This is a genomic window from Klenkia sp. PcliD-1-E, assembly GCF_024124375.1.
Lineage (GTDB): Bacteria > Actinomycetota > Actinomycetes > Mycobacteriales > Geodermatophilaceae > Klenkia.
The window spans coordinates 23,578-48,949 of record NZ_JAMXRZ010000017.1; the positions used below are offsets into that span (position 1 = coordinate 23,578).

At 74.4% G+C, this 25,372-nt stretch carries 21 protein-coding genes, 1 tRNA gene and 1 pseudogene; 14 read left to right on the top strand and 9 right to left on the bottom strand.

The window, feature by feature from the left end; genetic code table 11:
• Positions 1 to 408 precede the first annotated feature (408 nt).
• Positions 409 to 493, bottom strand: a tRNA-Leu gene (locus tag NH342_RS05420).
• Between the two features lie 225 nt (positions 494 to 718).
• Here NH342_RS05420 and NH342_RS05425 point away from each other — a divergent pair.
• Positions 719 to 2,050: a M20/M25/M40 family metallo-hydrolase gene (locus tag NH342_RS05425; protein WP_253012344.1), complete on the top strand. Its 1,332-nt coding sequence runs from the start codon at positions 719 to 721 to the stop codon at positions 2,048 to 2,050.
• A complete protein-coding gene (locus NH342_RS05430) occupies positions 2,050 to 2,412 on the top strand; it encodes a hypothetical protein (protein ID WP_253012347.1) in 363 nt (120 codons plus the stop codon). The genes NH342_RS05425 and NH342_RS05430 overlap by 1 nt, the downstream gene beginning before the upstream one ends.
• Here NH342_RS05430 and NH342_RS05435 read toward each other — a convergent pair.
• A complete protein-coding gene (locus tag NH342_RS05435) occupies positions 2,394 to 4,316 on the bottom strand; it encodes a diguanylate cyclase domain-containing protein (protein ID WP_253012350.1) in 1,923 nt (640 codons plus the stop codon). The genes NH342_RS05430 and NH342_RS05435 overlap by 19 nt on opposite strands.
• 87 nt (positions 4,317 to 4,403) lie before the next feature.
• Here NH342_RS05435 and NH342_RS05440 point away from each other — a divergent pair, with 87 nt between their 5' ends.
• Together NH342_RS05440 and NH342_RS05445 are read left to right on the top strand one after the other, a co-directional pair.
• Positions 4,404 to 5,201, top strand: coding sequence for an SDR family oxidoreductase (locus NH342_RS05440; protein ID WP_253012355.1), 798 nt, complete (start codon positions 4,404 to 4,406; stop codon positions 5,199 to 5,201).
• Between the two features lie 23 nt (positions 5,202 to 5,224).
• A complete protein-coding gene (locus NH342_RS05445) occupies positions 5,225 to 6,178 on the top strand; it encodes an NADPH:quinone oxidoreductase family protein (RefSeq protein ID WP_253012358.1) in 954 nt (317 codons plus the stop codon).
• Positions 6,179 to 6,220: 42 nt separating this feature from the next.
• Here NH342_RS05445 and NH342_RS05450 read toward each other — a convergent pair whose 3' ends face one another.
• Positions 6,221 to 6,424, bottom strand: a complete 204-nt coding sequence (locus NH342_RS05450; RefSeq protein WP_253012361.1) for a DUF5703 family protein — start codon at positions 6,422 to 6,424, stop codon at positions 6,221 to 6,223.
• A 107-nt stretch (positions 6,425 to 6,531) separates the two neighbouring features.
• On the opposite strand from NH342_RS05450, the gene NH342_RS05455 reads away from it, so the two are divergent.
• A complete protein-coding gene (locus tag NH342_RS05455; protein ID WP_253012362.1) occupies positions 6,532 to 6,690 on the top strand; it encodes a hypothetical protein in 159 nt (52 codons plus the stop codon).
• Here NH342_RS05455 and NH342_RS05460 read toward each other — a convergent pair.
• Together NH342_RS05460 and rpsD are read right to left on the bottom strand one after the other, a co-directional pair.
• Entirely contained in the window at positions 6,687 to 7,685 is a 999-nt protein-coding gene (locus NH342_RS05460; protein ID WP_253012364.1) for a hypothetical protein, read from the bottom strand. The two genes, NH342_RS05455 and NH342_RS05460, sit on opposite strands and share 4 nt — an antisense overlap.
• 441 nt (positions 7,686 to 8,126) lie before the next feature.
• Positions 8,127 to 8,663: pseudogene (rpsD, locus tag NH342_RS05465) on the bottom strand (30S ribosomal protein S4); the annotation flags it as partial.
• Here rpsD and NH342_RS05470 point away from each other — a divergent pair.
• On the top strand, positions 8,634 to 9,299 hold the full coding sequence (locus tag NH342_RS05470) for a DUF2470 domain-containing protein (protein ID WP_253012367.1): 666 nt from the start codon (positions 8,634 to 8,636) through the stop codon (positions 9,297 to 9,299). The pseudogene rpsD and the gene NH342_RS05470 overlap by 30 nt on opposite strands.
• On the opposite strand, the gene NH342_RS05475 is transcribed toward NH342_RS05470, so the two are convergent.
• The 3 genes from NH342_RS05475 to NH342_RS05485 form a co-directional block, all read right to left on the bottom strand.
• Positions 9,223 to 10,866 carry an ABC-F family ATP-binding cassette domain-containing protein gene (locus NH342_RS05475; RefSeq protein ID WP_253012369.1) on the bottom strand — a complete coding sequence of 548 codons (1,644 nt, stop codon included), beginning with the start codon at positions 10,864 to 10,866 and terminating at the stop codon, positions 9,223 to 9,225. The genes NH342_RS05470 and NH342_RS05475 overlap by 77 nt on opposite strands.
• Positions 10,867 to 11,067: 201 nt before the next feature.
• Positions 11,068 to 12,987 (bottom strand): AAA family ATPase, encoded by a 1,920-nt coding sequence (locus NH342_RS05480; RefSeq protein ID WP_253012372.1) that lies wholly within the window; start codon positions 12,985 to 12,987, stop codon positions 11,068 to 11,070.
• Complete coding sequence (locus tag NH342_RS05485; RefSeq protein WP_253012375.1) at positions 12,984 to 13,961, bottom strand: aldo/keto reductase; 978 nt, start codon at positions 13,959 to 13,961, stop codon at positions 12,984 to 12,986. Before NH342_RS05485 ends, NH342_RS05480 begins: the two co-directional genes overlap by 4 nt.
• A gap of 52 nt (positions 13,962 to 14,013) precedes the next feature.
• Between NH342_RS05485 and NH342_RS05490 the strand changes: the two genes are divergently transcribed.
• From NH342_RS05490 to NH342_RS05515, 6 genes are all read left to right on the top strand, one after another.
• On the top strand, positions 14,014 to 14,844 hold the full coding sequence (locus NH342_RS05490; protein WP_253012378.1) for an undecaprenyl-diphosphate phosphatase: 831 nt from the start codon (positions 14,014 to 14,016) through the stop codon (positions 14,842 to 14,844).
• 106 nt (positions 14,845 to 14,950) lie between these two features.
• The gene (locus tag NH342_RS05495) at positions 14,951 to 15,655 is read left to right on the top strand and encodes a histidine phosphatase family protein (RefSeq protein ID WP_253012381.1); all 705 of its coding nucleotides are present in this window, start codon (positions 14,951 to 14,953) and stop codon (positions 15,653 to 15,655) included.
• A 10-nt stretch (positions 15,656 to 15,665) separates the two neighbouring features.
• The gene (locus tag NH342_RS05500; protein ID WP_253012384.1) at positions 15,666 to 16,217 is read left to right on the top strand and encodes a DUF3090 family protein; all 552 of its coding nucleotides are present in this window, start codon (positions 15,666 to 15,668) and stop codon (positions 16,215 to 16,217) included.
• Between the two features lie 32 nt (positions 16,218 to 16,249).
• Positions 16,250 to 17,089 carry an SCO1664 family protein gene (locus NH342_RS05505; RefSeq protein WP_253012386.1) on the top strand — a complete coding sequence of 280 codons (840 nt, stop codon included), beginning with the start codon at positions 16,250 to 16,252 and terminating at the stop codon, positions 17,087 to 17,089.
• A 35-nt stretch (positions 17,090 to 17,124) separates the two neighbouring features.
• Entirely contained in the window at positions 17,125 to 18,372 is a 1,248-nt protein-coding gene (gene mshC, locus NH342_RS05510) for a cysteine--1-D-myo-inosityl 2-amino-2-deoxy-alpha-D-glucopyranoside ligase (RefSeq protein WP_253012389.1), read from the top strand.
• A 4-nt stretch (positions 18,373 to 18,376) separates the two neighbouring features.
• Positions 18,377 to 19,399, top strand: coding sequence for an HD domain-containing protein (locus NH342_RS05515; protein ID WP_308200613.1), 1,023 nt, complete (start codon positions 18,377 to 18,379; stop codon positions 19,397 to 19,399).
• A 174-nt stretch (positions 19,400 to 19,573) separates the two neighbouring features.
• Here the strand turns inward: NH342_RS05515 and NH342_RS05520 are convergent, their stop codons facing one another.
• Entirely contained in the window at positions 19,574 to 20,434 is an 861-nt protein-coding gene (locus tag NH342_RS05520) for a PAC2 family protein (protein WP_308200614.1), read from the bottom strand.
• Positions 20,435 to 20,585: 151 nt separating this feature from the next.
• Between NH342_RS05520 and metH the strand changes: the two genes are divergently transcribed.
• Positions 20,586 to 24,374 (top strand): methionine synthase, encoded by a 3,789-nt coding sequence (gene metH / locus NH342_RS05525; protein ID WP_253012395.1) that lies wholly within the window; start codon positions 20,586 to 20,588, stop codon positions 24,372 to 24,374.
• A gap of 241 nt (positions 24,375 to 24,615) precedes the next feature.
• On the top strand, positions 24,616 to 25,372 hold a 757-nt coding region (locus NH342_RS05530; protein ID WP_253012398.1), incomplete at its 3' end, for a hypothetical protein.

Here is a 25,372-nt window from a genome sequence, read left to right on the forward strand (position 1 = left end):
GGTCAGTCGAAGGCCACCATCAGTTGGGGCGCCCGCCGAAGAGGACGTTCGACTTGAAGGGCAAGCCGACTCGGTCCACCAAGCCCGGCATCAAGGGGAGGTTGACTTTCGATCCCCGCCGCAACGCCCTCCTGAACTCGGGCGCGGACAGCATCTGCAGCACCCGCGGTCAAGCGAGCCGGCGCTACAAGACCTCGCCGCGGAGGGATACGCGCCATTTGTGCAGGTCAGGCGGCGACCAGCACACGCAGGACAGGCCCAGCCGCTTGCTCCCTCGAGTCGGGCGTGGGTGAACTCGCGGACCGTCGAGCTGGCTCGGCACCGGCCCGAAACCGGTCCCTCGATCAAGATCAGTATCACCGGAGTATCACGAGAGAGTGAAACGGGCCCCTAAACTGGGCTTTTGAGTGTCCGAGGGGGGACTTGAACCCCCACGCCCGATAAAGGGCACTAGCACCTCAAGCTAGCGCGTCTGCCATTCCGCCACCCGGACAGGTGGGCCGGCGCACTGCGGCGCGGCCATGGCGAAGCATACGGGACCCCGATCGCCGTCCGGGCACCCCCTCGCGGACGGCGCGCCGGTGCCCAGCCGGCCGCCAGGCGGTGATCCGGTCGCGGCACGCGCCGACCGCACGGCTGCGTGGCGACCGGGCGGCCGGAGGCTCGACGGGTGGGCGCGGGGCGGCCGGGATGCCTGCCCGGTGGGAGGATCGGGCGCATGGCCGAGACGACCGCACCCGCCCCGCTCGCCCACGCCCAGGCCGAGGTCGCGGACCTGCTCAGCGAGCTCATCCGCATCGACACGACCAACACCGGCGACACGACCACCAGCGCGGGGGAGCGCAAGGCCGCCGAGTGGGTGGCGGGCAAGCTCGACGAGGTCGGCATCGACTCGGTCATCCACGAGTCGGAGAAGGGCCGCGCCTCCCTGGTCGCCCGCATCCCCGGTGAGGACCGCAACCGCCCCGGCCTGCTGGTCCACGGCCACCTCGACGTCGTCCCCGCCGACCGCAGCGAGTGGACCGTCGACCCGTTCTCCGGCGAGCAGCGCGACGGCTACGTCTGGGGTCGCGGCGCGGTCGACATGAAGGACATGGACGCCATGACCCTGGCGCTGGTCCGCGACTGGGCGCGCACGGGCACCAAGCCGCCCCGGGACGTCGTCCTCGCGTTCGTCGCCGACGAGGAGGCCGGCGGCACGTACGGCGCGCACTACATGGTCGACCACCACGCCGACCTGTTCGACAACGTCTCCGAGGCCATCAGCGAGGTCGGCGGGTTCAGCCTGACCGTCCGCGACGACCTGCGCCTGTACCTCATCCAGACCGCCGAGAAGGGGTTGGCCTGGATGCGGCTGACGGCCAAGGCCCGCCCCGGCCACGGCTCCTTCGTGCACGACGACAACGCGGTGACGAAGCTGTCGGCCGCGGTCGCCCGGATCGGCTCCACCCGGCTGCCCACCGTGCTCACCCCGCCGATGAAGCAGTTCATCGAGGAGGTCTCGGACGCCTACGGCGTGGAGATCGACGTCGACCACCCCGACGAGGCGCTGTCCCGGCTCGGCTCGATCAGCCGGATGATCGGCGCCGCCCTGCGCAACACGGTCAACCCCACGATGCTCGACGCCGGCTACAAGACCAACGTCATACCCGGCACCGCCAGCGCCACCATCGACGGCCGGTTCCTCTACGGGCAGGAGGAGGCCTTCGAGGCCCAGGTCGACGAGCTGCTCGGCGAGGGCGTGACCCGGGAGTACATCCACCACGACCAGGCCGTGGAGACCACCTTCGACGGCCCGCTGGTCGAGCAGATGGTCGCCGCGCTCAAGGCCGAGGACGACGGCGCCCGCCCGGTGCCGTTCACCATGAGCGGCGGCACCGACGCCAAGAGCTTCGAGACCCTCGGCATGCGCTGCTTCGGGTTCTCCCCGCTGCGGCTGCCCGCCGACCTGGACTTCGCCGGGCTGTTCCACGGCATCGACGAGCGGGTGCCGGTGGAGAGCCTGCAGTTCGGCATCCGCGTGCTCGATCGGTTCCTCAAGGCCAGCTAGTGGACGCGCTGGTCGCCTTCCTGGTCGGGCAGCTCACCCAGGACGGGTTCGCCCCGGTCACCCCGTTGCGGGTGACCCAGGGCAGGGTGCCCGCACCGGGGAGCGCGCAGGCCCTGGCGATCGCCGGCCGGCGACTCTGGCTGGCGCACGCCCAGCTGATCGGGCAGCCCACCCTGGCCGGGGTGGACCTGACCCGGGTCACCGGCGTCGACGTCCGCACCGTGCGTCGGTTGACCGGGCCGCGCCGGGAGCTCTCGGCCTGGGTCGACGGCAGCACGCTGCGGTTCACCGTCCTGGACGACGAGGCGGCGACGGCGGCGTTCGTGGCCGCGGCCCGGGGCGGTCAGACCGCCAGCGGCTGACCGGCCAGCACCGCCCGCGCCCGGCCGGCCCTCTTGCCCGCGTACAGCGCGGCGTCGGCCCGGCCCAGCGCGTCCGCGCCGCTCTCCCCGGGCAGCCACTGGGCCACACCGACCGTGGCCGACTGGCCCTGCGGCACCGCGGCGATGATCCGGTCGGCGACCTGCAGCCCCTCGGCCGCGGAGCAGTCGGGCAGCGCCACGGCGAACTCCTCGCCGCCCCACCGGGCGATCAGGTCGCCCTCCCGCAGGCACCCGGTCGCGGCGGCCGCGAACTCCTGCAGCAGCACGTCGCCCTCCTGGTGGCCCCGGCTGTCGTTGAACGCCTTGAAGTGGTCGAGGTCCAGCAGCAGGAAGGTCAACGGCGCACCGGTGCGCTGCGCGCGGGCCACCTCCATCGTCGACAGGTCGTCCCAGCGGCGACGGTTGGCCAACCCCGTGAGCTGGTCGCGGTCGGCCGCGCGGGCCAGTTCCTCGAGCAGGGTGCCCCGCTCGATGGCCCGGGCGGCCTCGGCGCCGAGCACCGTGAGCACGCCGCGGGTGGTGTCGCAGAAGGCGTCGACCGGGGTGCGCCAGACGACGACGATGACCGCCACCACCCGGTTCCCGGACACCGCGGCCGGCTGCCAGACCGCCGAGACGACACCGAGGTCACCGATGAACTGCTGGTGCACACCGGGCTCGGCGGCGGCGTCGGTGACGAAGCGCGCCCGACCGTCCTCGACGACCCGCGCGGTCAGCGACCGCGCGGGGTCGGCGGGGAAGCGCAACGGCTCCAGGTCCAGCCCGTCCACCGCGGTGGACACCAGGTTGCCCTCCCCGTCGGGCTCCATGAGGTAGGCGCCGTCGGCCCCGACCGCCTCCCGGACGGCGGCGCAGACCGCGTGCCGGGGGTCGTCGGCCAGCAGCACCGTGCGCGTGGCGTCGGCCAGCACCCGCACCTGGCGGTGCCGCTCCTCGGAGTAGTCGACGGCCTCCCGGAGCTGCCCGACCAGCACGAGGCGCTCGTCGCGGACCAGGGCCAGGGCCAGGCCCAGCGCGGCGCCGATGGCCACGTAGGCCTGCACGATGCCGGCGCGCGCCAGGACGTCGTCGACCCCGGCGAAGGGCCCGCTGCCGTGCAGGGTGAACAGGACGGCGACCAGGCTGACCACCGCGGTCCGCAATGCGGTCAGCGCGGTGTCGAAGCGCAGGGCCACCCAGGCGGTGAGGGCGAACAGCGGGAAGGCGATCGGGTAGTGCGGCAGCCAGAGGAAGACGGCCAGGTTGCCCAGCACCGAGACCGCGACGGCCAGCGCCAGCTCGACCGCCCGCCACCCGCGGGGCACCTGGAAGGGCACCAGCTGCGGGTGGGTCACCCTGCGGCGCTGCAGCACCAGCTGCCGCACCTTCAGCCCGGCGGCGACGACGACCAGCGCGGCGGCCCCGTTCCGGGCCTGCCAGACGAGCAGGTCGGCCGGCGTCCCGCCGTCCCCGGCGACCCGCAGCACCAGGGTCCCCGCCACCGCACCGGCCGTGGTGGCGACCCCGATCGCCAGCAGCAGCGCGCCGAGGTCACGCATGTCCAGCAGCAGCGGACCGGGCCGGCCCGGGGTCGCCAGCAACCGGTGCAGGTGACCGAGCAGCAGCGCCTGCAGCAGGCCCACCAGGGCCAGCCCGACCGCGAGCACCGGGGTCCCGCCCGTCGCCAGGTCCACGGCGACGGCGAGCCCGACCAGCAGCAGCCCGTCCAGCCAGCGGGTGCGGCGTCCGTGCTGCAGCAGCAACCACAGGGCCCCGACGCCGGCGGCGGGCCACACCAGGCTGACCGCCGAACCCTCGACGACGGCTGCGCGTCCGACGAGGGCGGCGACGGCGAACAGCGCGCCGAACGCAGCGGTGCGCAGCAGGGCAGGCGGCCAGGTCACCTCCTCCCATCGGCCGGCCCGCTCCCGGGGTGCAGCCGCCCGACCCGAACGGGTGACCCGGGCCACGCCCGTGCCACGATGCCGGGCATGAGCGACCAGACTCCCCGGCCCGGTTCCGTCGCGCTGATCACCGGAGGGGCGGGGGGCTTCGGCCGCGCGCTGGCCACCCGGCTGCGGGACGCCGACGTCCGGGTGGTGCTCGCCGACCTGGACTCCGAGCGCAACCGCGGGGTCGGCGAGGAGCTGGGCGTGGGCTTCGCCGTCCTCGACGTCGCCGACCACGCGGCCAACGTCGCCGTCGTGGCCGCCGTCGAGGCCGAGCACGGCCGGCTGGACGCCGCCTTCCTCAACGCCGGCATCGCGGGCTCGGGCACCACCGACGCCCTGGACGTCGAGGAGTACCTGCGCGTGGTCGGCATCGACCTGCACGGCGTGGTCTACGGCACCGACGCCGTCCGCCCGGCGCTGAGGCGGGCCGGGGGCGGCTCGGTCGTCGTGACCGCGTCGCTGGCCGGGCTCTCGCCGATGCCGACCGACCAGGCCTACTCGGTGGCCAAGGCCGGGGCGGTGGCCTTCGTCCGCTCGATGGCCCCGGTGCTGCACCCCGAGGGCATCACCATCTCCGCGATCTGCCCGGGTTTCGCCGACACCTCGATCATCGACCCGCTGCGCGAGCACTTCGCCGCCGCCGACTTCCCGGTGCTCACCGCCGACGAGGTCGCCGCCGCGATGCAGGCCGCCTGGGCCGGGGCCGACCCGGGCGCGGCCTACGTCGTCCAGCCCGGCGTGGGCGCGGTGCCCTACCGCTTCCAGGGCGTACCCGCCGCGAAGACGGCGACGGGGGAGTCCGCCCGCATCCCCGGGGCCCTGCGCGGCCCGCTCTGAGCGGGTCTGGCAAGGTCGCGGCCATGCGCGCGTGGCGAGTGCACTCCCTCGGTGACCCGGTCGACGTCATGACCCTCGACGAGGTGCCCGAGCCCGAACCGGGTCCCGGTCAGCTCAAGGTGAAGGTGCGGGCCGCGGCCCTGAACTTCCCCGACATCCTCATGGCGCAGGGCACCTACCAGGAGAAGCCCCCGCTGCCGTTCACCCCCGGCCTGGAGCTGTGCGGGGAGCTGCCCGACGGCCGCCGCGTGCTCGGGTCGCCGTCCGGGGGGCCCGGCGCGCTCGCCGAGTACGCGCTGGTGGACGAGGCGTTTGCCTGGCCGGTGCCCGACGGCATGTCCGACGAGCAGGCCGCGGCGCTCTACATCACCTACCAGACCGGCTACGTCGGCCTGCACCGTCGCGCCGCCCTGCAGCCGGGGGAGTGGTTGCTGGTGCACGCCGGCGCCGGCGGCGTGGGGACGGCGGCCATCCAGCTGGGCAAGGCAGCCGGTGCCCAGGTCATCGCCACCGCGGGGGGTGCGGCCAAGACGACGGTGTGCCGCGACCTCGGTGCCGACCACGTGGTCGACTACTCCAGCGAGGACTTCGTCGCCCGGGTCAAGGAGATCACCGGCGGGCACGGCGCGGACGTCGTCTACGACCCGGTCGGCGGCGACGTCTTCGACGGGTCGACCAAGTGCATCGCCTTCGAGGGCCGCATCGTCGTCGTCGGGTTCACCTCCGGCCGCATCCCCGCTGCCAAGGCCAACCACCTGCTGGTGAAGAACTACTCGGTGCTCGGCCTGCACTGGGGCCTGTACCGCAGCAAGGACCCGGGCCGCATCGCCGAGGTGCACGACGCGCTGTGCGCGCTGTTCGCCGACGGGAAGATCGACCCGGTGATCGGGCAGACGCTGCCGCTGGACCAGGCGCAGACCGCGCTGGTCGCCCTCGGCGACCGCGGCACCGTCGGCAAGGTCGTGCTCGTCCCGTAGCCGCGGCCGTGCCCACGTACCGGAAGCGGTACCTGGGGGGTGTCAGACCGCGGGGAGCGGGAGGTAGTCCAGGCGCGCACGGCGGCGCATGATCACCCGGCGGCTGCCGTCGGCGTGCACCTGGAGCCGGGCGAGCTCCCACCCGCCGCGCTCGGCCTGCAGGCTCATCATCTGCGCGGCGGCCGACCGGGAGGTGCCGGTCGGGATCCGCAGCGGGGCGTACTGCCACTCACCGGTCGTCGACACCCGACCGATGGTGCCAGCCGTCGGCGAGCCGGTCACCTGCTGGAGGTGTCGTCCGCGCCGTACCGGGACAGGACCCGGGGACACCGCAGTCGACGAAGGAGGACCCCGTGAGCGGACCCGTGCCCGAGGCCGACCGGCTGGAGCAGGAGAGCGCCGTCACCGAGGAGGTCGGACCCGAGCCCACCCCGGGCGCCGAGGCGGACCCGGCCGACGTCGCCGAGCAGACCCTCGCCGTCCCGCACGACGAGGACGACGACCGGCGCTAACCCCGGGCGTCGACCAGCTGGAGCTGCCCGGTCTCCCGGCTGCCCACGAACACCCGGCCGGTCGTCGGGTCGACCGCGACCGTGTTGGGCTGGCGGACGGTCGGGAACCGGGCCACCTCGGTGAGCTCTTCGCCGGCGGTGGAGAGCCCGACGACCTCGTTGGTCGCGGTCAGCGTCACCCAGACGACCTGGTCGGTGGAGTCGTAGGCCAGGCCGTAGGGGTTGCCGTCCAGCGGGTAGGTCGACTCCAGCTGCAGCGGGTCGGACCCGTAGACCAGCATCGCGTCCCCGCGGGTGTCGGCGACCAGGAACCGGCCCTGCCCGTCGGCCACCACGTGGGTGGGCCCGTCCCCGGCGTCGGCCACGGTCTGCAGCTCACCCGCGGCGACGTCGTAGGTGGTGATCGTGAACGCGCCGACGTCGACCACGCCCGCGATGTCGCCGACCGTGGCCACGCCGCCGGGCTGGGTCTGGCTGTCGAAGGTCTGCGTGACCTCGCCGTCGGTGACCACCGACAGCGTGCCGCCCATCTCGTCGCCCACCAGGATCTGGCCGCTGGCCACCTGCGCGGCGTCGTGGGGGTAGTCCCCGACCGTCGTCTCGCTGACCTCGCCGCCGGGCAGCGTCACCTGCACCAGGGTGTTCGAGTCCTCGGCCGGCACGAGCACCGGACCGCCGGGGGCAGCCAGCTGCAGGTGCCGGGCGTGCCCGGGCAGCATGATCTCCTGCTGCTGCACCCCGTCCGCGTCGGTCAGCACGAGCCGGTTCGGGTCCCGGACGGCGACGGCGAGCAGGCCGGTCACCGGGTCGAACACCATGCCCTCGGCGTCGGGGTCCAGGTCGACCACCGTGCCGGCCGGGTCGGTGGTGAGCTCGGGGGAGTCGGCCGGCTCGGCGGCCTTCCTCGCCTGGTCGGCCGGGGCGTCCCCGCCGCCGGAGGAGCAGGCGGCGAGCACCAGGGCGAGGGGGAGCAGGGCGGCAGCGGTTCGTCGCACCCGACCACCGTGCGGGTTGTCCGGCGGCCCCGCAGCACGGGGTGGCCCGACATCCTGCACGGTCGCCGGTCGGTGCACCGTGCGGCCACCGTCACGGATGTCGGGCCACCCTCAGGTCATGCGGCGGGGAGCAGATCGAGCATGCGGTCGACCGCGGCCGGCGCGCGGGCCGCCTGCCGACGGACGTCGACCGGGAGGGCCGTTGCGCGTATCCCGCGGCCAGCCGGTCGACCGCCGTCCGCAGCCCGCCCGAGGTGGGGTGGTGCAGGTTCGCCACGAGCACGATGCGCATTCCTCCACGCTGCCGGGCGCACCTGTCGGGGGTGTCACCCCGGTGGCGGTCAGGTGGTGATCATGGGGTTGGTGCCGCGGACACCCGGACCCCGGGCGTGTCACCGCGCCACAACCCCATGATCACGAGCGGCGGAGGGGCCGGGCGGGTCAGCGGGAGTAGTGCTCGACGACCAGCTGCTCCTCGCACCGCACCGGGATCTCCGACCGCTGCGGACGGCGGGCCACGACGCAGGTGAGCTCGGCCAGCCGGACGTCGAGGTAGGCCGGTGCCGCGGCGTGCGCGCCGGACGCCGCGACCTGGAAGGGCTGCTTGGCGCGGCTGCGCGCAGCGATCGCCACGACGTCCCCGGGCTCGACCCGGTAGCTGGGCCGGTCCACCCGGCGGCCGTTCACCGTGACGTGCTGGTGGGTGACCACCTGGCGGGCCTGGTAGACCGTCCGTGCGAACCCGGCGCGCAGCACCGTGGCGTCCAGCCGGGACTCCAGGTCCAGCAGCAGCGCCTCGCCGGTCTTCGCACCCGTCGTCCGGCCGACCTTCTTCGCCCGGTCGAAGGCCAACCGCAGCTGGGTCTCGCTCACGTCGTACTGCGCACGCAGCCGCTGCTTCTCCAGCAGCCGGGTCTTGTAGTCCGACGTGGTCCTGCGCTTGCGGCCGTGCTCGCCCGGTGGGTAGGGCCGGCGCTCGCAGGGCAGGTGTTCCTCGTGGTCGCCGCGGAGGGCGAGCTGGCCGCCGCCGTCGGCACCGCCCCCGACGGCGACCTGCCCGCGCTGCTGATGGTCACCGACCACGCCCCGGTGCCGCTGCGCGACCCGGTCCGGGCGCAGCTGTGGCTGTCGGGGTGGCTCAGCCCGGTCCGCACCGAGGACCAGCGGGCGGCCGCGCTGGCCTTCGCCGAGGCCGTCCCGGCCGGTGCCCTGCTCGACGTGGGGACGACGGCCACCCTGCTGCGGCTGGACCTCGCGGAGGTGGTGCTCGGCGAGGGCGGCGGCTCCGTCGAGGTCGACCCCGACGACTACGCCGCCGCCGGGCCCGACCCGCTGGTCGCCGTCGAGGCCGCCGCGCTGCAGCACCTGGACGCCGACCACCCCGCCGAGCTGGAGCTGCTGCGCTCCCGCATCCCGGCGGAGTGGCTGGGCGAGGGCGACGTCGTCCGGCCGCTGGGCCTGGACCGGGCTGGGTTCCGGCTGCGCATCGAGTCCGCCCGCGGGCACCGCGACGTCCGGGTGCCCTTCGACGCGCCCGTCACCACCGAGGCGGAGCTCGGCCCGGCGGTGCACCGGCTCCTGTGCGCGGCACGCCGCTGCTGCCGGCGGGGCTGAGCTCCACCCGGCGGTCCAGCCGCAGCTCGGCCAGGAACCGCTCGTCGTGGCTGACCACCACCAGCGCCCCCTCGTAGGCGGCGAGCGCAGCCACCAGGTGGGCGGTGCTCGCCAGGTCGAGGTTGTTCGTCGGCTCGTCGAGCAGCAGCAGCTGGGGGGCGGGCTCGGCGAACAGCACGCAGGCCAGCACCGCGCGCAGCCGCTCCCCGCCCGACAGCGCACCGACCGTCAGGTGTGCCCGGGCACCCCGGAACAGGAACCGGGCGAGCAGGGTCCGCCGCTCGGTCCCGGGCCTGTCGGGCGCCGCGGCGGCCAGGGCGTCGGCGACCGTCGTCCCGGGGTCGAGCAGGTCCAGCCGCTGGGACAGGTAGGCCACCCGGCCCTCCGCCCGCGTCACCGTGCCCCGGTCGGGCTGCAGGTCCCCGGCGAGCACCCGCAGCAGGGTCGTCTTGCCCGACCCGTTGCCGCCGGTCAGCGCCACCCGCTCGGGCCCGCGCAGCGACAGGTCCACCCCGCCGGGGAACAGGCCGCGGACGTCGACGCCGACCGCGTCCACCACGGTGCGGCCGGCCGGGACCCGGGTGCCGGGCAGGTCGAGGGCGATGGTGGTGTCGTCCCGCAGCGCCGCCTCGGCGCTCTGCAGCCGGGCGTGCGCGTCGTCGACGCGGGCGCCGTGCGTGCCGTCGGCGCGGCCCGCGGACTCCTCGGCCCGGCGCTTCCGCGCGCCCAGCAGGATCTTCGGGATGCCGACGTCCGGGGCCTTCCGCGCGGCCGACGAGCTGCGGCGCCCTGCGCGTTCCCGGGCCTCCTGGCGCTCCCGCCTCTCCCGGCGCAGCGCCTGCTCGGCCCCGCGGACGTCGCGCTCGGCCGCGGCCTGCTCGCCGGCCACCACCGCCTCCCAGTCGGAGAACCCGCCGGTCACGGTGCGCAGCGAGCCGCGGGTCAGCTCGGCGGTGCGGTCCATCCGGTCCAGCAGCTCGCGGTCGTGGCTGACCACCAGCAGCGTGCCGGGGAACGCCTCGACCACCCCGGCCAGCCGCTCGCGCTCGGTGCGGTCGAGGTTGTTGGTGGGCTCGTCGAGGAGCAGGACGTCGGGACGGCGCAGCAGCTGGCCGGCCAGGCCGACGGCGACCACCTGGCCGCCGCTGAGCGTGCTCAGCTGCCGGTCCAGCACCGTGCCGCCCAGGCCGAGGCGGTCCAGCTGCGCGGCGGCGCGCTCCTCGACGTCCCAGTCGTCGGCGATGACCTCGAAGTGCTCGGGGTCGGCGTCGCCGGCCTCGACCGCGCGGACCGCGGCCAGCACCGGGGCGACGCCGAGCGCGTCGGCGACCGTGCCGGTGGCGGTCAGCGGCAGGTCCTGGCGCAGGTACCCCAGCACACCGTCAACAACGACCGACCCGCCGGTGGGGGTCAGCTCGCCGGCGACCAGGCGCAGCAGGGTGGTCTTGCCGCCGCCGTTGGGCGCGACCAGGCCGGTGCGGCCGGGGCCGACCGTGGCGGTGACCTCGTCGAGCACGGGCGTGCCGTCGGGCCAGGAGAAGAACAGGGCGTCGAGCGTGATGGACACGGGGGACCTCGCGGGTGTCGCCGGGGGAGGGGGCGGGGCGAGGTCGTCAGCGCACGGGTGGATGCTGCCGCAGCGTGAGGAGGCCCGCACCCCCTTTTCCCGCCCCTGCCGAGAAGCGTCGATCGACGGTGACCCATCACTCCGGGCCGGAAGTGATCAGCCAGCGTCGATCGACGGTGCGCAGGGGGGGAAGGGCGGGGGCTACTCGGCGAGCTGCTCCCGCAGCAGGGCGGCCAGCCGCGTGCGCCTGGGCTTGACGTCGACCTCGCGGACCGCCCTCGCCAGGGCCGCGCCGCTGGCGTGCACGATCGACAGGTGCCGCTGCGCGCGGGTCAGCGCGGTGTAGACCAGCGGCCGCGACAGCATCCCGCCGGCCTCGGGTGGCAGCACCACGACGACGCCGGGCCACTCCGAGCCCTGCGCGCGGTGCACGGTGATCGCCCAGCCGTGCTTGAGGTCACCCAGCGCCGAGGTCGGGACCGTGCACGGGCCGGAGCTGAAGTCCACCGACAGGGTGCCGTCGCCGGTGCCGGTGACCACGCCGACCTCGCCGTTGGCGAACCCGACCGGCTCCAGGTCCAGGTGGTTGGCGGTGGCCACCACGCGGTCGCCGACGTCGAAGCCCCACACCGTGCCGTCGCCCGGGTTGAGCTGGGCCTTGAGCGCCTTGTTCAGCTCGATCGTGCCGGCCGGCCCGCGGTGCACCGGCGTCACCACCTGGACGGCGGCCGGGTCGATGCCCAGCACGCGGGGGATGGAGTCGGTGACCAGCTGCACCACCCGGCGGGCGGCCTCCCCGCTGCCCTGCGCGGGCACGATGACCACCTCGCGGTCCTTCGACTCCACCTGCACCAACTCGCCGCCGCGCACCCCGGTGGCCAGCTGCGCGATCGCCCCACCCGCGGCCTGCCGGTGCAGCGTGGTCAGCTCGGTGACCGGGACGGCGCCGGAGTCGATGAGGTCGCCGAGCACGTGGCCCGGCCCGATCGAGGGCAGCTGCGCGGGGTCGCCGACCAGCAGCAGGTGGGTGCCCTCGGGGCAGGCCTCCAGCAGCGCCGCGGTGAGCTCGACGTCGAGCATGGAGGCCTCGTCGACCACCACGACGTCGGCGTCCAGCGGCCACTCCTCGTCCCGGGAGAACCCGCCGGTCATGCCCTGGGCGCCCAGCAGCCGGTGCACCGTCGTCGCCGGGTGGTCGGTCAGCTCCTCCAGCCGCTTGGCCGCGCGGCCGGTCGGGGCGGCGAGGGCGACCTCGACGTCCTTGCTCTCCAGCAGCTTCACCACGCTGGCGACCGTGCGGCTCTTCCCGGTGCCGGGGCCGCCGGTGAGCAGCGACACCCCGGCGGTCAGCACCTGCTCGACGGCCTTCTTCTGCGCCGGGTCCAGGCCCGTGGCCACCGCCTTCACCGCGCTGGCCGGTGCGATGGGTTCGGCGGTGGCGGCCAGTCGCGCGACGCCCTCGGCGACCGCGTCCTCCGCCATGCCGTAGCGGGCCAGGCTCAGCGTGCGCAACGCGGGGTCCGGCTCCTCGTCGGACTCCGGGTCGAACGGGGGCTCGTGCTCGAGCACGTCGCCGGAGTCGACGGCGGCCAGCACCGCGGCGGCGACGTCCTCGACGCCCTCGGCGCGCAGCGCGGACACCACCTGCTCCACCGGCAGCACGGTGTGCCCGTCGCGGCTGGCGGTGCGCAGGGTCAGCGCGACCAGGGCACGGCCGCGGCGGCCGTCCTGCCGGTCGGCGCCGTTCAGCACCGCGATGGCCAGCCGGTCGGCATCGGCCAGGGACACCTGGTTCAGCAGCAGCAACCGCCAGGGGTCGTCGCGCAGCCGCCGTCCGGCGTCCGGCCCCAGGACGTCGCCCACCCCGGCGGCGAGCTTGGCCGGCAGCCCGGCGGCCACCAGCATCTCGACGACCTCGTAGGCCGGCGCCGCGGACAGGAACGAGGAGAACAGCCGCTCGGCGCGCTGCCTGCCGACCCGGGGCAGCTTCACCAGGTTGTCGGCGGTGACCTGCTCCGGGGTGGTGATGCCGGCGCCGGGGAGCTCGGCGGCCGCGCGCTTGCCCAGCCCGGGCCACAGCCCGGCGGCGCAGAAGGCGGCGAAGGTGTCGGGTGAGCTCATCCGGGGCGGCGGTCGGGGTACGAGGTGTGCGGCGCGGACACCTCGTCCAGCGCGAAGCGGATCGCCGCGGGCAGGGTGACCTCCTCGGCGTCCAGGCTGACCTGCAGCTGGGCCGCCGTCCGGGCGCCGACGACGGGGGCGACGACGCCGGGGCGGTCGCGCAGCCAGGCCAGCGCCACCGCCAGGGGCACGGTGTGCAGTCCCTGCGCGGCGGTGCAGACTGCCTCGACGACCCGGTCGGTGTCCTTGGAGCGCAGGCCGTCGACGAACGGCGACCACTGGGCGTGCGCGCCGCGGCTGTCGCTGGGCGTGGTGTGCCGGTACTTGCCGGTCAGCAGGCCGCGGCCCAGCGGCGACCACGGCAGGACGCCGATGTCCAGCGCCTCGGCGGCGGGGACGACCTCCCGCTCGATGCCTCGCTGCAGCAGGGAGTACTCGACCTGGGTGCTCACGATCGGCGCGCGTCCGGGCCACGCCTTCTGCCACGTGGCGGCCTGCGCGGTCTGCCAGCCGGTGAAGTTGCTCACCCCGACGTAGCGGGTGCGGCCGCTGCTGACCGCGGTGTCCAGCGCAGCGAGGGTCTCCTCGAGCGGGGTGTGCTCGTCCCACGAGTGCAGCTGCCAGAGGTCCACGTGGTCCAGGCCGAGGCGCTCCAGGGAGGCGTCGAGGGCGTTCAGCAGGTGCCCACGGGAGGCCCCGCGGCCCATCGCGCCGGTGCGGGTGCGGCCCACGGCCTTGGTCGCGACCAGCACGTCCTCGCGCGGGACGACGTCGGCCAGCAGCCGGCCCAGCGTCCGCTCGGACTCCCCGTCGGCGTAGACGTCGGCGGTGTCGACCAGCGTGCCCCCGGCGTCGACGAACGCCGTGAGCTGCATCGCGGCCTCGTCCTCGTCGGTGTCGCGGCCCCAGGTCATCGTGCCCAGTGCCAGCCGGGAGACCACCAGGCCGCTGCGCCCCAACGCCCGCTGTTCCACGAGGGGTCAACCTACCGGGACCCCCGAGGTCCGGACCGTAGGCTGCCGCCCCGTGGGTTGGGTTGAAGCCGTCGTCCTCGGGCTCGTGCAGGGCCTCACCGAGTTCCTGCCGATCTCCTCCAGCGCGCACCTGCGGGTGGTCGGCTCGGTGTTCGGCTGGGACGACCCGGGTGCGGCGTTCACCGCCATCACCCAGATCGGCACCGAGCTCGCCGTGCTCCTGTACTTCCGGCACGACATCTGGTCGATCATCCGCACCTGGGTGCTGTCGCTGAAGGACAAGCAGCTGCGGGCCGAGCCCGACGCCCGGATGGGCTGGCTGATCATCATCGGGTCCATCCCGATCGTCGTCCTGGGCCTGCTGTTCCAGGACACCATCGAGACCACCTTCCGCGACCTGCGGATCATCGCCATCGCGCTGGTCGTGTTCTCCCTGGTGCTCTACTTCGCCGACCGGGTCGGGTCCAAGGAACGCCAGCTCACCGAGCTGACCGTGGGGCACGGCATCCTCTACGGCCTGGCCCAGGCCGCCGCGCTCGTCCCCGGCGTCTCCCGCTCCGGCGGCACGATCACCATGGGCCTGTTCCTCGGGTACACCCGCGCCGCGGCGGCCCGCTACTCCTTCCTGCTGGCCATCCCCGCCGTCCTGGGCTCGGGGTTCTTCCAGGCCTACGAGGCCTTCACCGGCGACACAGCCGGCGGCGGGGTCGACTGGGGCCCGACGATCGTCGCCACCGTCATCGCCTTCGGCGTCGGCCTGGCCGTCATCGCCTGGCTGCTGCGCTACCTGGAGCGCGGCACCTTCACCCCGTTCGTCGTGTACCGGGTGGTGCTGGGCCTGGCGCTGCTCACCGCCGTCGGCGCCGGTCTGCTCACGCCCTGACCTCGGGCACCTAACCTCGCTGGCATGGGGAAGGACCCCGAGCCCCCCAGCACTCGCACGCTCGCACCGGGCCCCTGCCCGGGGCCGAAGACCGGAGGCAAGCCCCATGACGACCGTGATCCTGCTCCGCCACGGCCGGACGACGGCGAACGCCGCCGGGGTGCTGGCCGGGTGGAGCCCCGGGGTCCAGCTGGACGAGAAGGGGCAGGAGCAGGTGGCCGCGGTCGGCGCCCGGCTGGCCGGCGTCCCGCTGGCCGCGGTGGTGTCCAGCCCGCTGGAGCGCTGCCAGCAGACGGCCGGCGCCGTCGTCGCCGGCCGCGAGCTGGAGCTGCGGACCGACGACCGGCTGGGGGAGTGCCGCTACGGCGACTGGACCGGCCGGCCGATCAAGGAGCTGCTCAAGGAACCCATGTGGAAGGTGGTGCAGCAGCACCCCTCGGCCGCGGTGTTCCCCGGCCCCGAGGGCGAGGCGCTGGCGCACACCCAGGCCCGCGCCGTGGCCGCCGTCCGGGAGTGGAACGCCACCCTCGGGCCGGACGCCGTCTGGCTGGCCTGCACCCACGGCGACGTGATCAAGGCGATCCTGGCCGACGCCTACGGCATGCACCTGGACTCCTTCCAGCGCATCGTCGCCGACCCCGCGTCGATCTCGGTCGTGAACTACACCGACACCCGGCCCTTCGTGCTGCGGGTCAACGACACCGGGGGCGACGTGAGCGGGCTCATCCCGCCGAAGAAGCGTGGCCGGCGGTCGCGGAAGGCGTCCTCGGACGCCGTCGTGGGCGGGGGCGCGGGCCCCGGCGGCGCGTAACCTCGACGCCGTGCCACGCCAGGTCTTCCTCTTCGAACGCCCCGTCCGCTTCGTCGCGGGCACCGTCGGCCAGCCCGGGGACCGCACCTTCTACCTGCAGGCCGCGGACGAGGCCGGCCGGGTGATCAGCGTCGCGCTGGAGAAGTCGCAGGTCGAGGTGCTCGCCGAGCGGATGAGCGAGCTGCTCGACGAGGTCGCCACCCGCGCCACCACCGTCGTCCCGCCCGACGCCGACGTCGACGACCTCGACCCGCTCACCGCCCCGGTCGAGGAGGAGTTCCGCGTCGCGGCCATGGGCCTGGCCTGGGACGGCGAGGCGCAGGCCGTGGTCGTGGAGGCCGTCGCCGCGGGCGAGGAGCCCATCGACGAGGACGCGATCCTGTCCGACTCCGACGAGGGCCCGGACGCCCTGCGGGTGGTCATCACCCCCGCCGTCGCCCGCGGCTTCGTCGCCCGCGCCCGGCGCGTGGTCTCCGCCGGTCGGCCCTCCTGCCCGCTGTGCTCGATGCCGCTGGACCCCACGGGCCACGTCTGCCCGCGGCAGAACGGGTACCGGCGCTGACCGAGCCCGGGCCGCGGACGGGGGACGAGCTCGTGGACGCCTACCTGGACGGCGAGCTCGACGACCTGGCCGAGGACGACGAGTACGAGGACGAGCCCGACGGCGAGGAGACCCGCGAGGTGGAGGGGCTGGCCTTCGACCACGGCGACCGGCGCTCCCCGGCCGGCGACGCCGAGGCCCGCACCCTGCTGCTGGACGGCGAGCTCGACCTCGAGGGCCGGCTGCTCGACGCCTCCAACGTCACCCTGATCGGCGCGATCCGGACCCCGGAGCTGGCGGGGGAGTGCGTCTACAAGCCGGTGCGCGGCGAGCGGCCGCTGTGGGACTTCCCCGACGGCACCCTCGCCGGCCGGGAGATCAGCGCCTACCTGGTCTCCGAGGCCACCGGCTGGCGGGTCGTGCCGCCCACGGTGCTGCGCGACGGCCCGTTCGGCCCCGGCATGGTGCAGCTGTGGCAGCACGCCGACCCGACGGTGGAGATGACCACGTTCGTCCGGCGCGACCACCCGGCGCTGCGCCGGATGGCGGTGTTCGACGCGGTGGTCAACAACGCCGACCGCAAGGGCGGCCACATGATCCCGATGGCCGACGGCCACGTGTACGGCGTCGACCACGGCATCTGCTTCTCGCCCGACCCCAAGCTGCGCACCCTGCTGTGGCGCTGGGCCGGCAAGCCGCTCACCGACGAGGCGCTGGGGGTCCTGGAGAGGCTGCAGGACCAGCTGCGCGACGACCTGGGCGAGCAGCTGCACGAGCACCTGACCCGCACCGAGGTCCGGCGCACCCAGCAGCGGGTGGCCGACCTGCTGCGCAGCCGGCGGCACCCCGAGCCCAGCGGCGACTGGCCCGCCCTGCCCTGGCCGCCCTTCTGAGCCGGTCCGTCGGACCCCCGCCGTAGGCTCGGGGCGTGCTCAGCTGGCCCGCCCCCCTCCTGCCGTCCCTGCCGGGCAACGGCCCCGCCCTGCGCCTGCACGACACGGCGCGCCGCGAGGTCGTGCAGACCACCCCGGGGCCCACGGCGCGGATGTACGTCTGCGGCATCACGCCCTACGACGCCACCCACCTCGGCCACGCCGCCACCTACCTGGCGTTCGACCTGGTCAACCGGCTCTGGCGCGACCTCGGCCACGCCGTGCACTACGTGCAGAACGTCACCGACGTCGACGACCCGCTGTTCGAGCGCGCGGACCGCGACGGCGAGGACTGGGTCGTGCTCGGGATGCGCGAGACCGCGCTGTTCCGCGAGGACATGACGGCGCTGCGGGTGCTCCCGCCCGAGGACTACGTGGGTGCGGTCGAGGCCATCCCGCAGATCGTCGCGCACATCGAGGAGCTGCAGGCCGCGGGCCTGACCTACACCCTCGACGACGGCACCGGCGACGTCTACCAGGACATCGCCCAGGCGCCCGGCTTCGGCGGGGAGAGCGGCTACGACGAGGCCACCATGCTGCGGTTCTCGGCCGAGCGGGGCGGTGACCCCGACCGGCCGGGCAAGCGCAACCGGCTCGACCCGCTGCTGTGGCGCGGCGCCCGCGAGGGCGAGCCGTCCTGGCCGGGCCCGCAGGGCGTCGCCGGCCGCCCGGGCTGGCACGTCGAGTGCGCCTCCATCGCGCTGGGCACCATCGGCATGGGCTTCGACGTCCAGGGCGGCGGCAGCGACCTGGTCTTCCCGCACCACAAGTTCTCCGCGGTCCACGCCGAGGCGCTCACCGGTGCCAAGCCCTTCGCGCAGGCCTACGTGCACGCGGCGATGATCGGCCTGGACGGCGAGAAGATGAGCAAGAGCCGCGGCAACCTGGTCTTCGTGTCCCGGCTGCGCGGCGACGGCGTCGACCCGATGGCGGTCCGGCTGGCGCTCCTGAGCGGCCACTACCGCACCGACCGCGCCTGGACGCCGGACCTGCTGGCGGCCGCCGAGCGCCGGCTGGCCACCTGGCGCGAGGCGGTCACCCGGGCGTCGGGCGCCTGCGCCGCCGAGGTGCTGGTCGCCGTCCGCGAGCGGCTGGCCGACGACCTGGACTCACCCGGCGCCATCGCCACCGTCGACGCCTGGGCCGCCACCACGCTGGCCGGGGGCCAGGACGCCGAGCAGGACGAGGGCGCACCCGACGTCGTCCGGGACGCCGTCGACGCGCTGCTCGGCATCGCCCTGTAGTCCGGTGTCGCAGTTCCGGCTCACCGACCGGGCCGCCCGCGAGCGAGCCGAGCAGGCACTCGCGCCCGGCGCCGCCCGGTCCACCGCCGGGCGCGGCCGGGCGCGGCCCGAGCCGGAGGACCCGCTGCGGACGGCGTACGAGCGCGACCGCGACCGCATCCTGCACGCGAAGGCCTTCCGCCGGCTCAAGCACAAGACGCAGGTCTTCCTGCACCCCGACGGCGACCACTTCGTCACCCGGCTCACCCACACCCTGCAGGTCACCCAGGTGGCCCGGTCGCTGGCCGCGGCGCTGGGGCTCAACGAGACCCTCGCCGAGGCGGTCGCGCTGGGCCACGACGTGGGCCACTCACCGTTCGGGCACATCGGCGAGGAGGCGCTGGACCCCTACGTCCCCGGCGGCTGGCACCACGCCGCGCAGGGCGTGCGGATCGTGGAGCGGCTGGAGGACCTCAACCTCACGTGGGAGGTGCGCGACGGGGTGCGGGCGCACAGCTGGAAGATCGACCCGCCGCCGACCACCCGCGAGGCCGAGTGCGTCCGGTACGCCGACCGGATCGGCTACCTCTCCCACGACGCGCTGGACGCCGTCCGGGCCGGGGTGCTGGCCCCCGGTGACCTGCCGGCGCGGGCGCGCCAGGTCTTCGGCGAGCCGGGCAGCCAGATGGTCGGCGCGATGATCGACGCCGTGGTGGCCGGCAGCCTCGCCGACGGCGGCCGGGTGGTGATGGCCCCGGAGCCGTTGGAGGCCATGCACGAGCTGCGGGCGTTCATGTTCGAGCGGGTCTACGGCTCGGAGGTCGCCGCCGGGCAGAAGCACGTGGCGATCGACGTCATCCGGCGGCTGGTGGAGCACTACCTGGCCCACCCCGAGCAGATCCCGAACAGCTACCGGGACGCCGAGGCCGACACGATGACCCAGGTCGTCGACCACGTCACCGGCATGACCGACCGCTACGCCCTCACCACCCACGACCGCCTCTTCGGCGCCGACGCGACGGCCCTCATGAGGCCGTTGCTGCCCTGAGACGCGAGGAGCGGGGCCCGGAGGGTCCCCGACGAACGGCTCGACCTCATCGCGACGACGGGAGGGGGCGAGGCACGAGTCCCCCTCCCCGAGGAGGGAGCAGCAACGCTCGTCGCAGCCGGGGGACGGCACGTGGCCGCGGTGCGATCCGGAGGATCGCGATGTGCACGGCGCTCAGCCGCGGTCGCGGCGCTTGAGGTAGCGCTCGAACTCCCGGGCGATCTGGTCGCCGTCGGCGTCGGCAAGGTCGGTCTCGGTGGCCTTCTCCTCCAGCGCCCGCACGTACTCCACGACCTCGTCGTCGTCGGCGGCCATCTCGTCGACGGTCCTCACCCACTGGGCGGCCTGCTCGGTGAGGCCCTCCATCGGGACGGTGAGCTCGAGGACCTCCTCCACCCGGTGCAGCAGCGCGACGGTGGCCTGGGGGGAGGGCGGCTGGGAGACGTAGTGCGGGACGGCGGCCCAGAAGCTCACCGCCGGCAGCCCGGCCTGCACGCAGGCATCCTGGAACACGCCGAGGATGCCGGTGGGCCCGGAGTACTTCGAGGTCTCCAGGCCCCAGGTGCGGGCGGACTCCTCGTCGTAGGCCGAGCCGGTGACCGGCGTGGGCCGGGTGTGCGGGGTGTCGGCGAGCAGCGCGCCGAGCGCGACCACGGTGGAGACGTCGAGCTCGGTCAGGATGCCGATCAGCTCCGCGCAGAACCCGCGCCAGCGCATGTTGGGCTCGATGCCGCGCACGAGGACGACGTCGCGGTCGCTGCCGGCGGGCCGGCGGGCGACCGAGATGCGGGTGGTGGGCCACTCGATGCGCCGGCTGATGCCGTCGACGAGGTTGACCTGCGGGCGGTTGACCTGGAAGTCGTAGTAGTCCTCGGGGTCCAGCGCGGCCAGCGGCTGGGCGTCCCAGGTCAGCTCCAGGTGCTCCAGCGCGCCGGTGGCGGCGTCCCCGGCGTCGTTCCAGCCCTCGAAGGCCACGACGACGACGGGGTCGGTGAGGCGGGGCAGGTCGGAGGGGCCGGACATGGGGTCGATCACCCCTCCCAGCCTACGTCGCCCGTGGCGCGGCACCGCCCGACCGGCCGGACGTGCGACCATGGGCGACGACCGGTCGCACCGCGGAGCCCCGCAACGCTGCTGGCTCGCCCCAGCGCGAGCAGCTCCCGTTGACACCGCCCGTGAGGATCCCGTGCCCGAGACCGCCGTCCGTCCCGACGCCACCGAGCAGCTGCGTGGCCTGCTCGCCCAGCGGATCCTCGTCCTGGACGGGGCCATGGGCACCGCGATCCAGCGCGACCGGCCCGACGAGGCCGGCTACCGCGGCGAGCGGTTCGCCGACTGGCAGACCGAGGTGCAGGGCAACAACGACCTGCTGTCGATCACCCAGCCGCGCATCATCCGCGCCATCCACGACGAGTACCTCGCCGCCGGCGCGGACCTGCTGGAGACCAACACCTTCAACGCCACGGCCATCTCGCTGGCCGACTACGGCATGTCCGACCTCGCCTACGAGCTCAACGTGGCCAGCGCCCGGCTGGCCCGCGAGGCCGCCGACGCCGTCGCCACGCCCGACCGGCCCCGCTTCGTCGTCGGCGCCATCGGCCCCACCAGCCGGACGGCGTCCATCAGCCCGGACGTCGACGACCCCGGCGCCCGCAACGTCAGCTACGACGAGCTGGTCGAGGCCTACCTGGAGCAGGCCCGCGGCCTGGTGGACGGCGGCGCCGACGTGCTGCTGGTGGAGACCATCTTCGACACGCTCAACGCCAAGGCCGCGATCTTCGCGTTGGAGACGCTGTTCGAGGACCGCGGCCGCCGCTGGCCGGTGATGATCTCCGGCACCATCACCGACGCGTCGGGGCGGACGCTGTCCGGCCAGGTCACCGAGGCGTTCTGGAACTCCGTCCGGCACGTCCGGCCGCTGCTGGTCGGGCTGAACTGCGCACTGGGCGCGGCGGAGATGCGGCCCTACGTCGCGGAGCTGTCGCGGGTCGCCGACACCTTCGTGTCCTGCTACCCCAACGCCGGGCTGCCCAACGCCTTCGGCGAGTACGACGAGGCGCCCGACGAGACCGCAGCCGTGCTGCAGGAGTTCGCGCAGGCCGGGTTCGTGAACCTGGTCGGCGGGTGCTGCGGCACCACCCCGGCGCACATCGCGGCGATCGCCGCCGCCGTCGAGGGCCTGGCCCCGCGCACCCCGGCCGTCGTCCCGCCGGCGCTGCGGCTGTCGGGCCTGGAGCCGCTGACCGTCGTCCCGGAGTCGCTGTTCGTCAACGTCGGCGAGCGCACCAACATCACCGGGTCGGCCCGCTTCCGGAACCTGGTCAAGGCCGGCGACTACGCCGCAGCGCTCGCGGTGGCCCGCCAGCAGGTGGAGGCCGGCGCGCAGGTCATCGACGTCAACATGGACGAGGGCATGATCGACGGCGTCGCGGCCATGGACCGCTTCGTCAAGCTCATCGCCGCCGAGCCGGACATCAGCCGGGTGCCGGTGATGGTCGACTCCTCCAAGTGGGAGGTCATCGAGGCCGGGCTGAAGTGCGTGCAGGGCAAGTCGGTCGTCAACTCCATCTCGCTGAAGAACGGCGAGGAGGAGTTCGTCGCGCAGGCCCGGCTGTGCCGCAAGCACGGCGCCGCCGTCGTCGTGATGGCCTTCGACGAGGCCGGCCAGGCCGACACCCTGCAGCGGCGCACCGAGATCTGCCGCCGGGCCTACGACATCCTGGTCGACCAGGTCGGCTTCCCGGCCGAGGACGTCATCTTCGACCCCAACGTCTTCGCCGTGGCCACCGGCATCGAGGAGCACGCCCGCTACGGCCTGGACTTCATCGAGGCCACCGCCTGGATCAAGGCCAACCTGCCCGGCGCCCTGGTCTCCGGCGGCGTGTCCAACGTGTCCTTCAGCTTCCGAGGGAACAACACGGTCCGCGAGGCCATCCACGCGGTGTTCCTGTTCCACGCCATCCGGGCCGGGATGGACATGGGCATCGTCAACGCCGGGGCGCTCGAGGTCTACGACGAGGTGCCGACGGAGCTGCGCGAGCGGATCGAGGACGTCGTGCTGGCCCGCCGTCCGGACGCCACCGAGCGGCTGCTGGAGATCGCCGGGGACTACGCCGGGGACGGCGCCGCCCGGGAGGTCGCCACCGAGGAGTGGCGGTCGCTGCCGGTGGGGGAACGGATCACCCACGCGCTGGTCAAGGGCATCGACGAGTTCGCCGAGAGCGACACCGAGGAGTTGCGGCTGGAGATCGCCGCCCGCGGCGGCCGGCCGATCGAGGTCATCGAGGGCCCGCTGATGGACGGCATGAACGTCGTCGGCGACCTCTTCGGGGCCGGCAAGATGTTCCTGCCGCAGGTGGTCAAGAGCGCCCGGGTGATGAAGAAGGCCGTCGCCCACCTGGTGCCGCACATCGAGGCGGAGAAGCAGCCCGGCGACGCCGGTCGCAGCAACGGCACCGTGGTGATGGCGACGGTCAAGGGCGACGTCCACGACATCGGCAAGAACATCGTCGGCGTCGTCCTGCAGTGCAACAACTACGACGTCGTCGACCTCGGCGTCATGGTCCCGGCGCAGCGGATCCTGGATGCCGCCAAGGAGCACGGCGCCGACGTGATCGGCCTGTCCGGGCTGATCACGCCGTCGCTGGACGAGATGGTGGGGTTCGCCGCCGAGATGGAGCGGCAGGGCTTCGACATCCCGCTGATGGTCGGCGGTGCCACGACCTCGCGGGCGCACACGGCGGTCAAGGTCGACCAGCGCTACCACGGCCCGGTGATCTGGGTGAAGGACGCGTCGCGCTCGGTGCCGGTGGTGGCGGCGCTGCTGTCGGACGAGCAGCGGCCGGGCCTGCTGGCGGCCACCGAGGCCGACTACGACGCGCTGCGCGAGCGGCACGCCGCCCGCGAGGACACCCGGGCGCTGCTGCCGCTGGCGGCCGCGCGCGCCGCGGCACCGGGGATCGACTGGACCGGCTACCGGCCCCCGCGGCCGCACCTGCTGGACCGGCAGGCACCCGCCGCCTGCACCGGAGCGGGCTGCGACCACCGCGGCGCCACGCAGTTCACCCGGGTCTTCACCGACTACCCGCTGGCCGAGCTGCGCGACTACATCGACTGGCAGCCGTTCTTCAACGCGTGGGAGATGCGCGGCCGGTTCCCCGACATCCTCAACAACCCCGCGACCGGCGAGGCCGCCCGGCGGCTGTACGAGGACGCGAACGCGATGCTCGACCGCATCGTGGCGGAGAAGTGGCTGCGGGCGGCCGGTGTGCTGGGCCTGTTCCCGGCCGCCCGGGTGGACGGCGTCGAGGACATCACCGTCTACGCCGACGAGGCCCGCACCCAGGTCGCCGCGACCTTCCACCACCTGCGCCAGCAGGGCGAGGGACGCGACGGGTCCCCGCGCAAGTCGCTGGCCGACTTCGTCGCGCCGGCCTCCACCGGTCTGCGCGACCACGTCGGCGCGTTCGCGGTGACCGCCGGGCTGGGGTCGCAGGAGAAGGTCGCGGAGTTCAAGGCGGCGCTGGACGACTACTCGGCGATCATGCTCGAGGCGCTCGCCGACCGGCTGGCCGAGGCCTTCGCCGAGCGGCTGCACGAGCGGGTGCGCACCGAGTTCTGGGGCTACGCCCCCGACGAGCACCTGGACGGCGCGGCGCTGATCGCCGAGAAGTACCGGGGCATCCGGCCGGCCCCCGGCTACCCGGCGTGCCCCGAGCACACCGAGAAGCAGACGATCTGGCGCCTCCTCGACGTCGAGGACGCCATCGGGGTGCGGCTCACCGAGTCGATGGCGATGTGGCCCGGCGCCGCGGTGAGCGGGCTGTACTTCTCCCACCCGCAGTCCCAGTACTTCGTGCTCGGCCGGCTCGCTCGCGACCAGGTCGCCGACTACGCCGCCCGCAAGGGCTGGACCGTGGCCGAGGCGGAGAAGTGGTTGGCGCCCAACCTGGGCTACCGGACCGAGGACGAGTAGCCGGGGAATTCCTCCCCGATCGGGTGAACCGTGTGCCGGTGCTGTGCGAACACTGGGTGATCACGTGGTGCGGCCTGCAGCAACCGGGTGCGCCACCACGGTGGTCACGGCCCCGAGGGGCCGGCACGAGGGCAGGTGCACCGCAGCACCTGTCGGGTCGGTGGTCGAGCGCTCCACCCCGCCGTCCCGTGCCCACCGCCTCCACGGAGGCGAACGCACCACGACACCGAGGAGCTCCCTCATGCGCACACTGTTCGCACTCCCCGCCGTCGCGGCCGTCGCCGCGGCGTTCCCCCTGCTGACGATGACCGCGGCGTCCGCGGACGACGGGGCGGCCAGCTACCAGGCCGACCTCGGGCCGGTGAACGACTCCGGGGTCACCGGCACCGGCATGGTGACCCTGGACGGCACCACCGCCACCGTGCAGATCCAGGCAACCGGTCTGCTGGCGGGTGCACCGCACGCCCAGCACTTCCACATCGGGGCGCAGGGCACCTGCCCCAGCAACGGCCTGGCCGACGACGCCAACGGCGACGGTTTCGTCAGCGTCCCCGAAGCCGCGTCCTACTACGGGGCGATCGGTGCCTCGCTGACCACCGAGGGCGACACGAGCCCGGACAGCGGTCTGGCCGTGGACCGGTTCCCGACCGCTCCCGGTGGCGCGCTGGACTACGAGCGGACCTTCGAGGTCACCCCGGACGTGGCCGCGGCCTTCCAGGCCGGCACCGCCGTCCTGGTGGTGCACGGCGTCGACAAGGACGGGTCGGGTGCCTACGACGGTGACGTCATGAGCGAGCTGGACCCGTCGCTCCCGATCGAGGCCACCGCCCCGGCCGCGTGCGGTGGGCTGCAGGCCGCCCAGATGGGGACGACCCCGGCCGGCGGCGCCGAGACCGGTGGCGGCAGCACCGCCGGGGTCGAGCGGACCACGGCGATGGGCATCGGCGGCCTGGGGGCCGCCGGTGCGGTCGCCGCCGGGGCGGTCGCCCGCCGTCGGC

Excerpts from the sequence above, each read along its gene's own strand:
- NH342_RS05440 (WP_253012355.1), top strand. The coding sequence starts at position 4,404 with ATGAGCGACCAGACTCCCCGGCCCGGTTCCGTCGCGCTGATCACCGGA.
- NH342_RS05445 (WP_253012358.1), top strand. The coding sequence starts at position 5,225 with ATGCGCGCGTGGCGAGTGCACTCCCTCGGTGACCCGGTCGACGTCATG.
- NH342_RS05480 (WP_253012372.1), bottom strand. The coding sequence starts at position 12,987 with ATGAGCTCACCCGACACCTTCGCCGCCTTCTGCGCCGCCGGGCTGTGG.
- NH342_RS05425 (WP_253012344.1), top strand. The coding sequence starts at position 719 with ATGGCCGAGACGACCGCACCCGCCCCGCTCGCCCACGCCCAGGCCGAG.
- NH342_RS05495 (WP_253012381.1), top strand. The coding sequence starts at position 14,951 with ATGACGACCGTGATCCTGCTCCGCCACGGCCGGACGACGGCGAACGCC.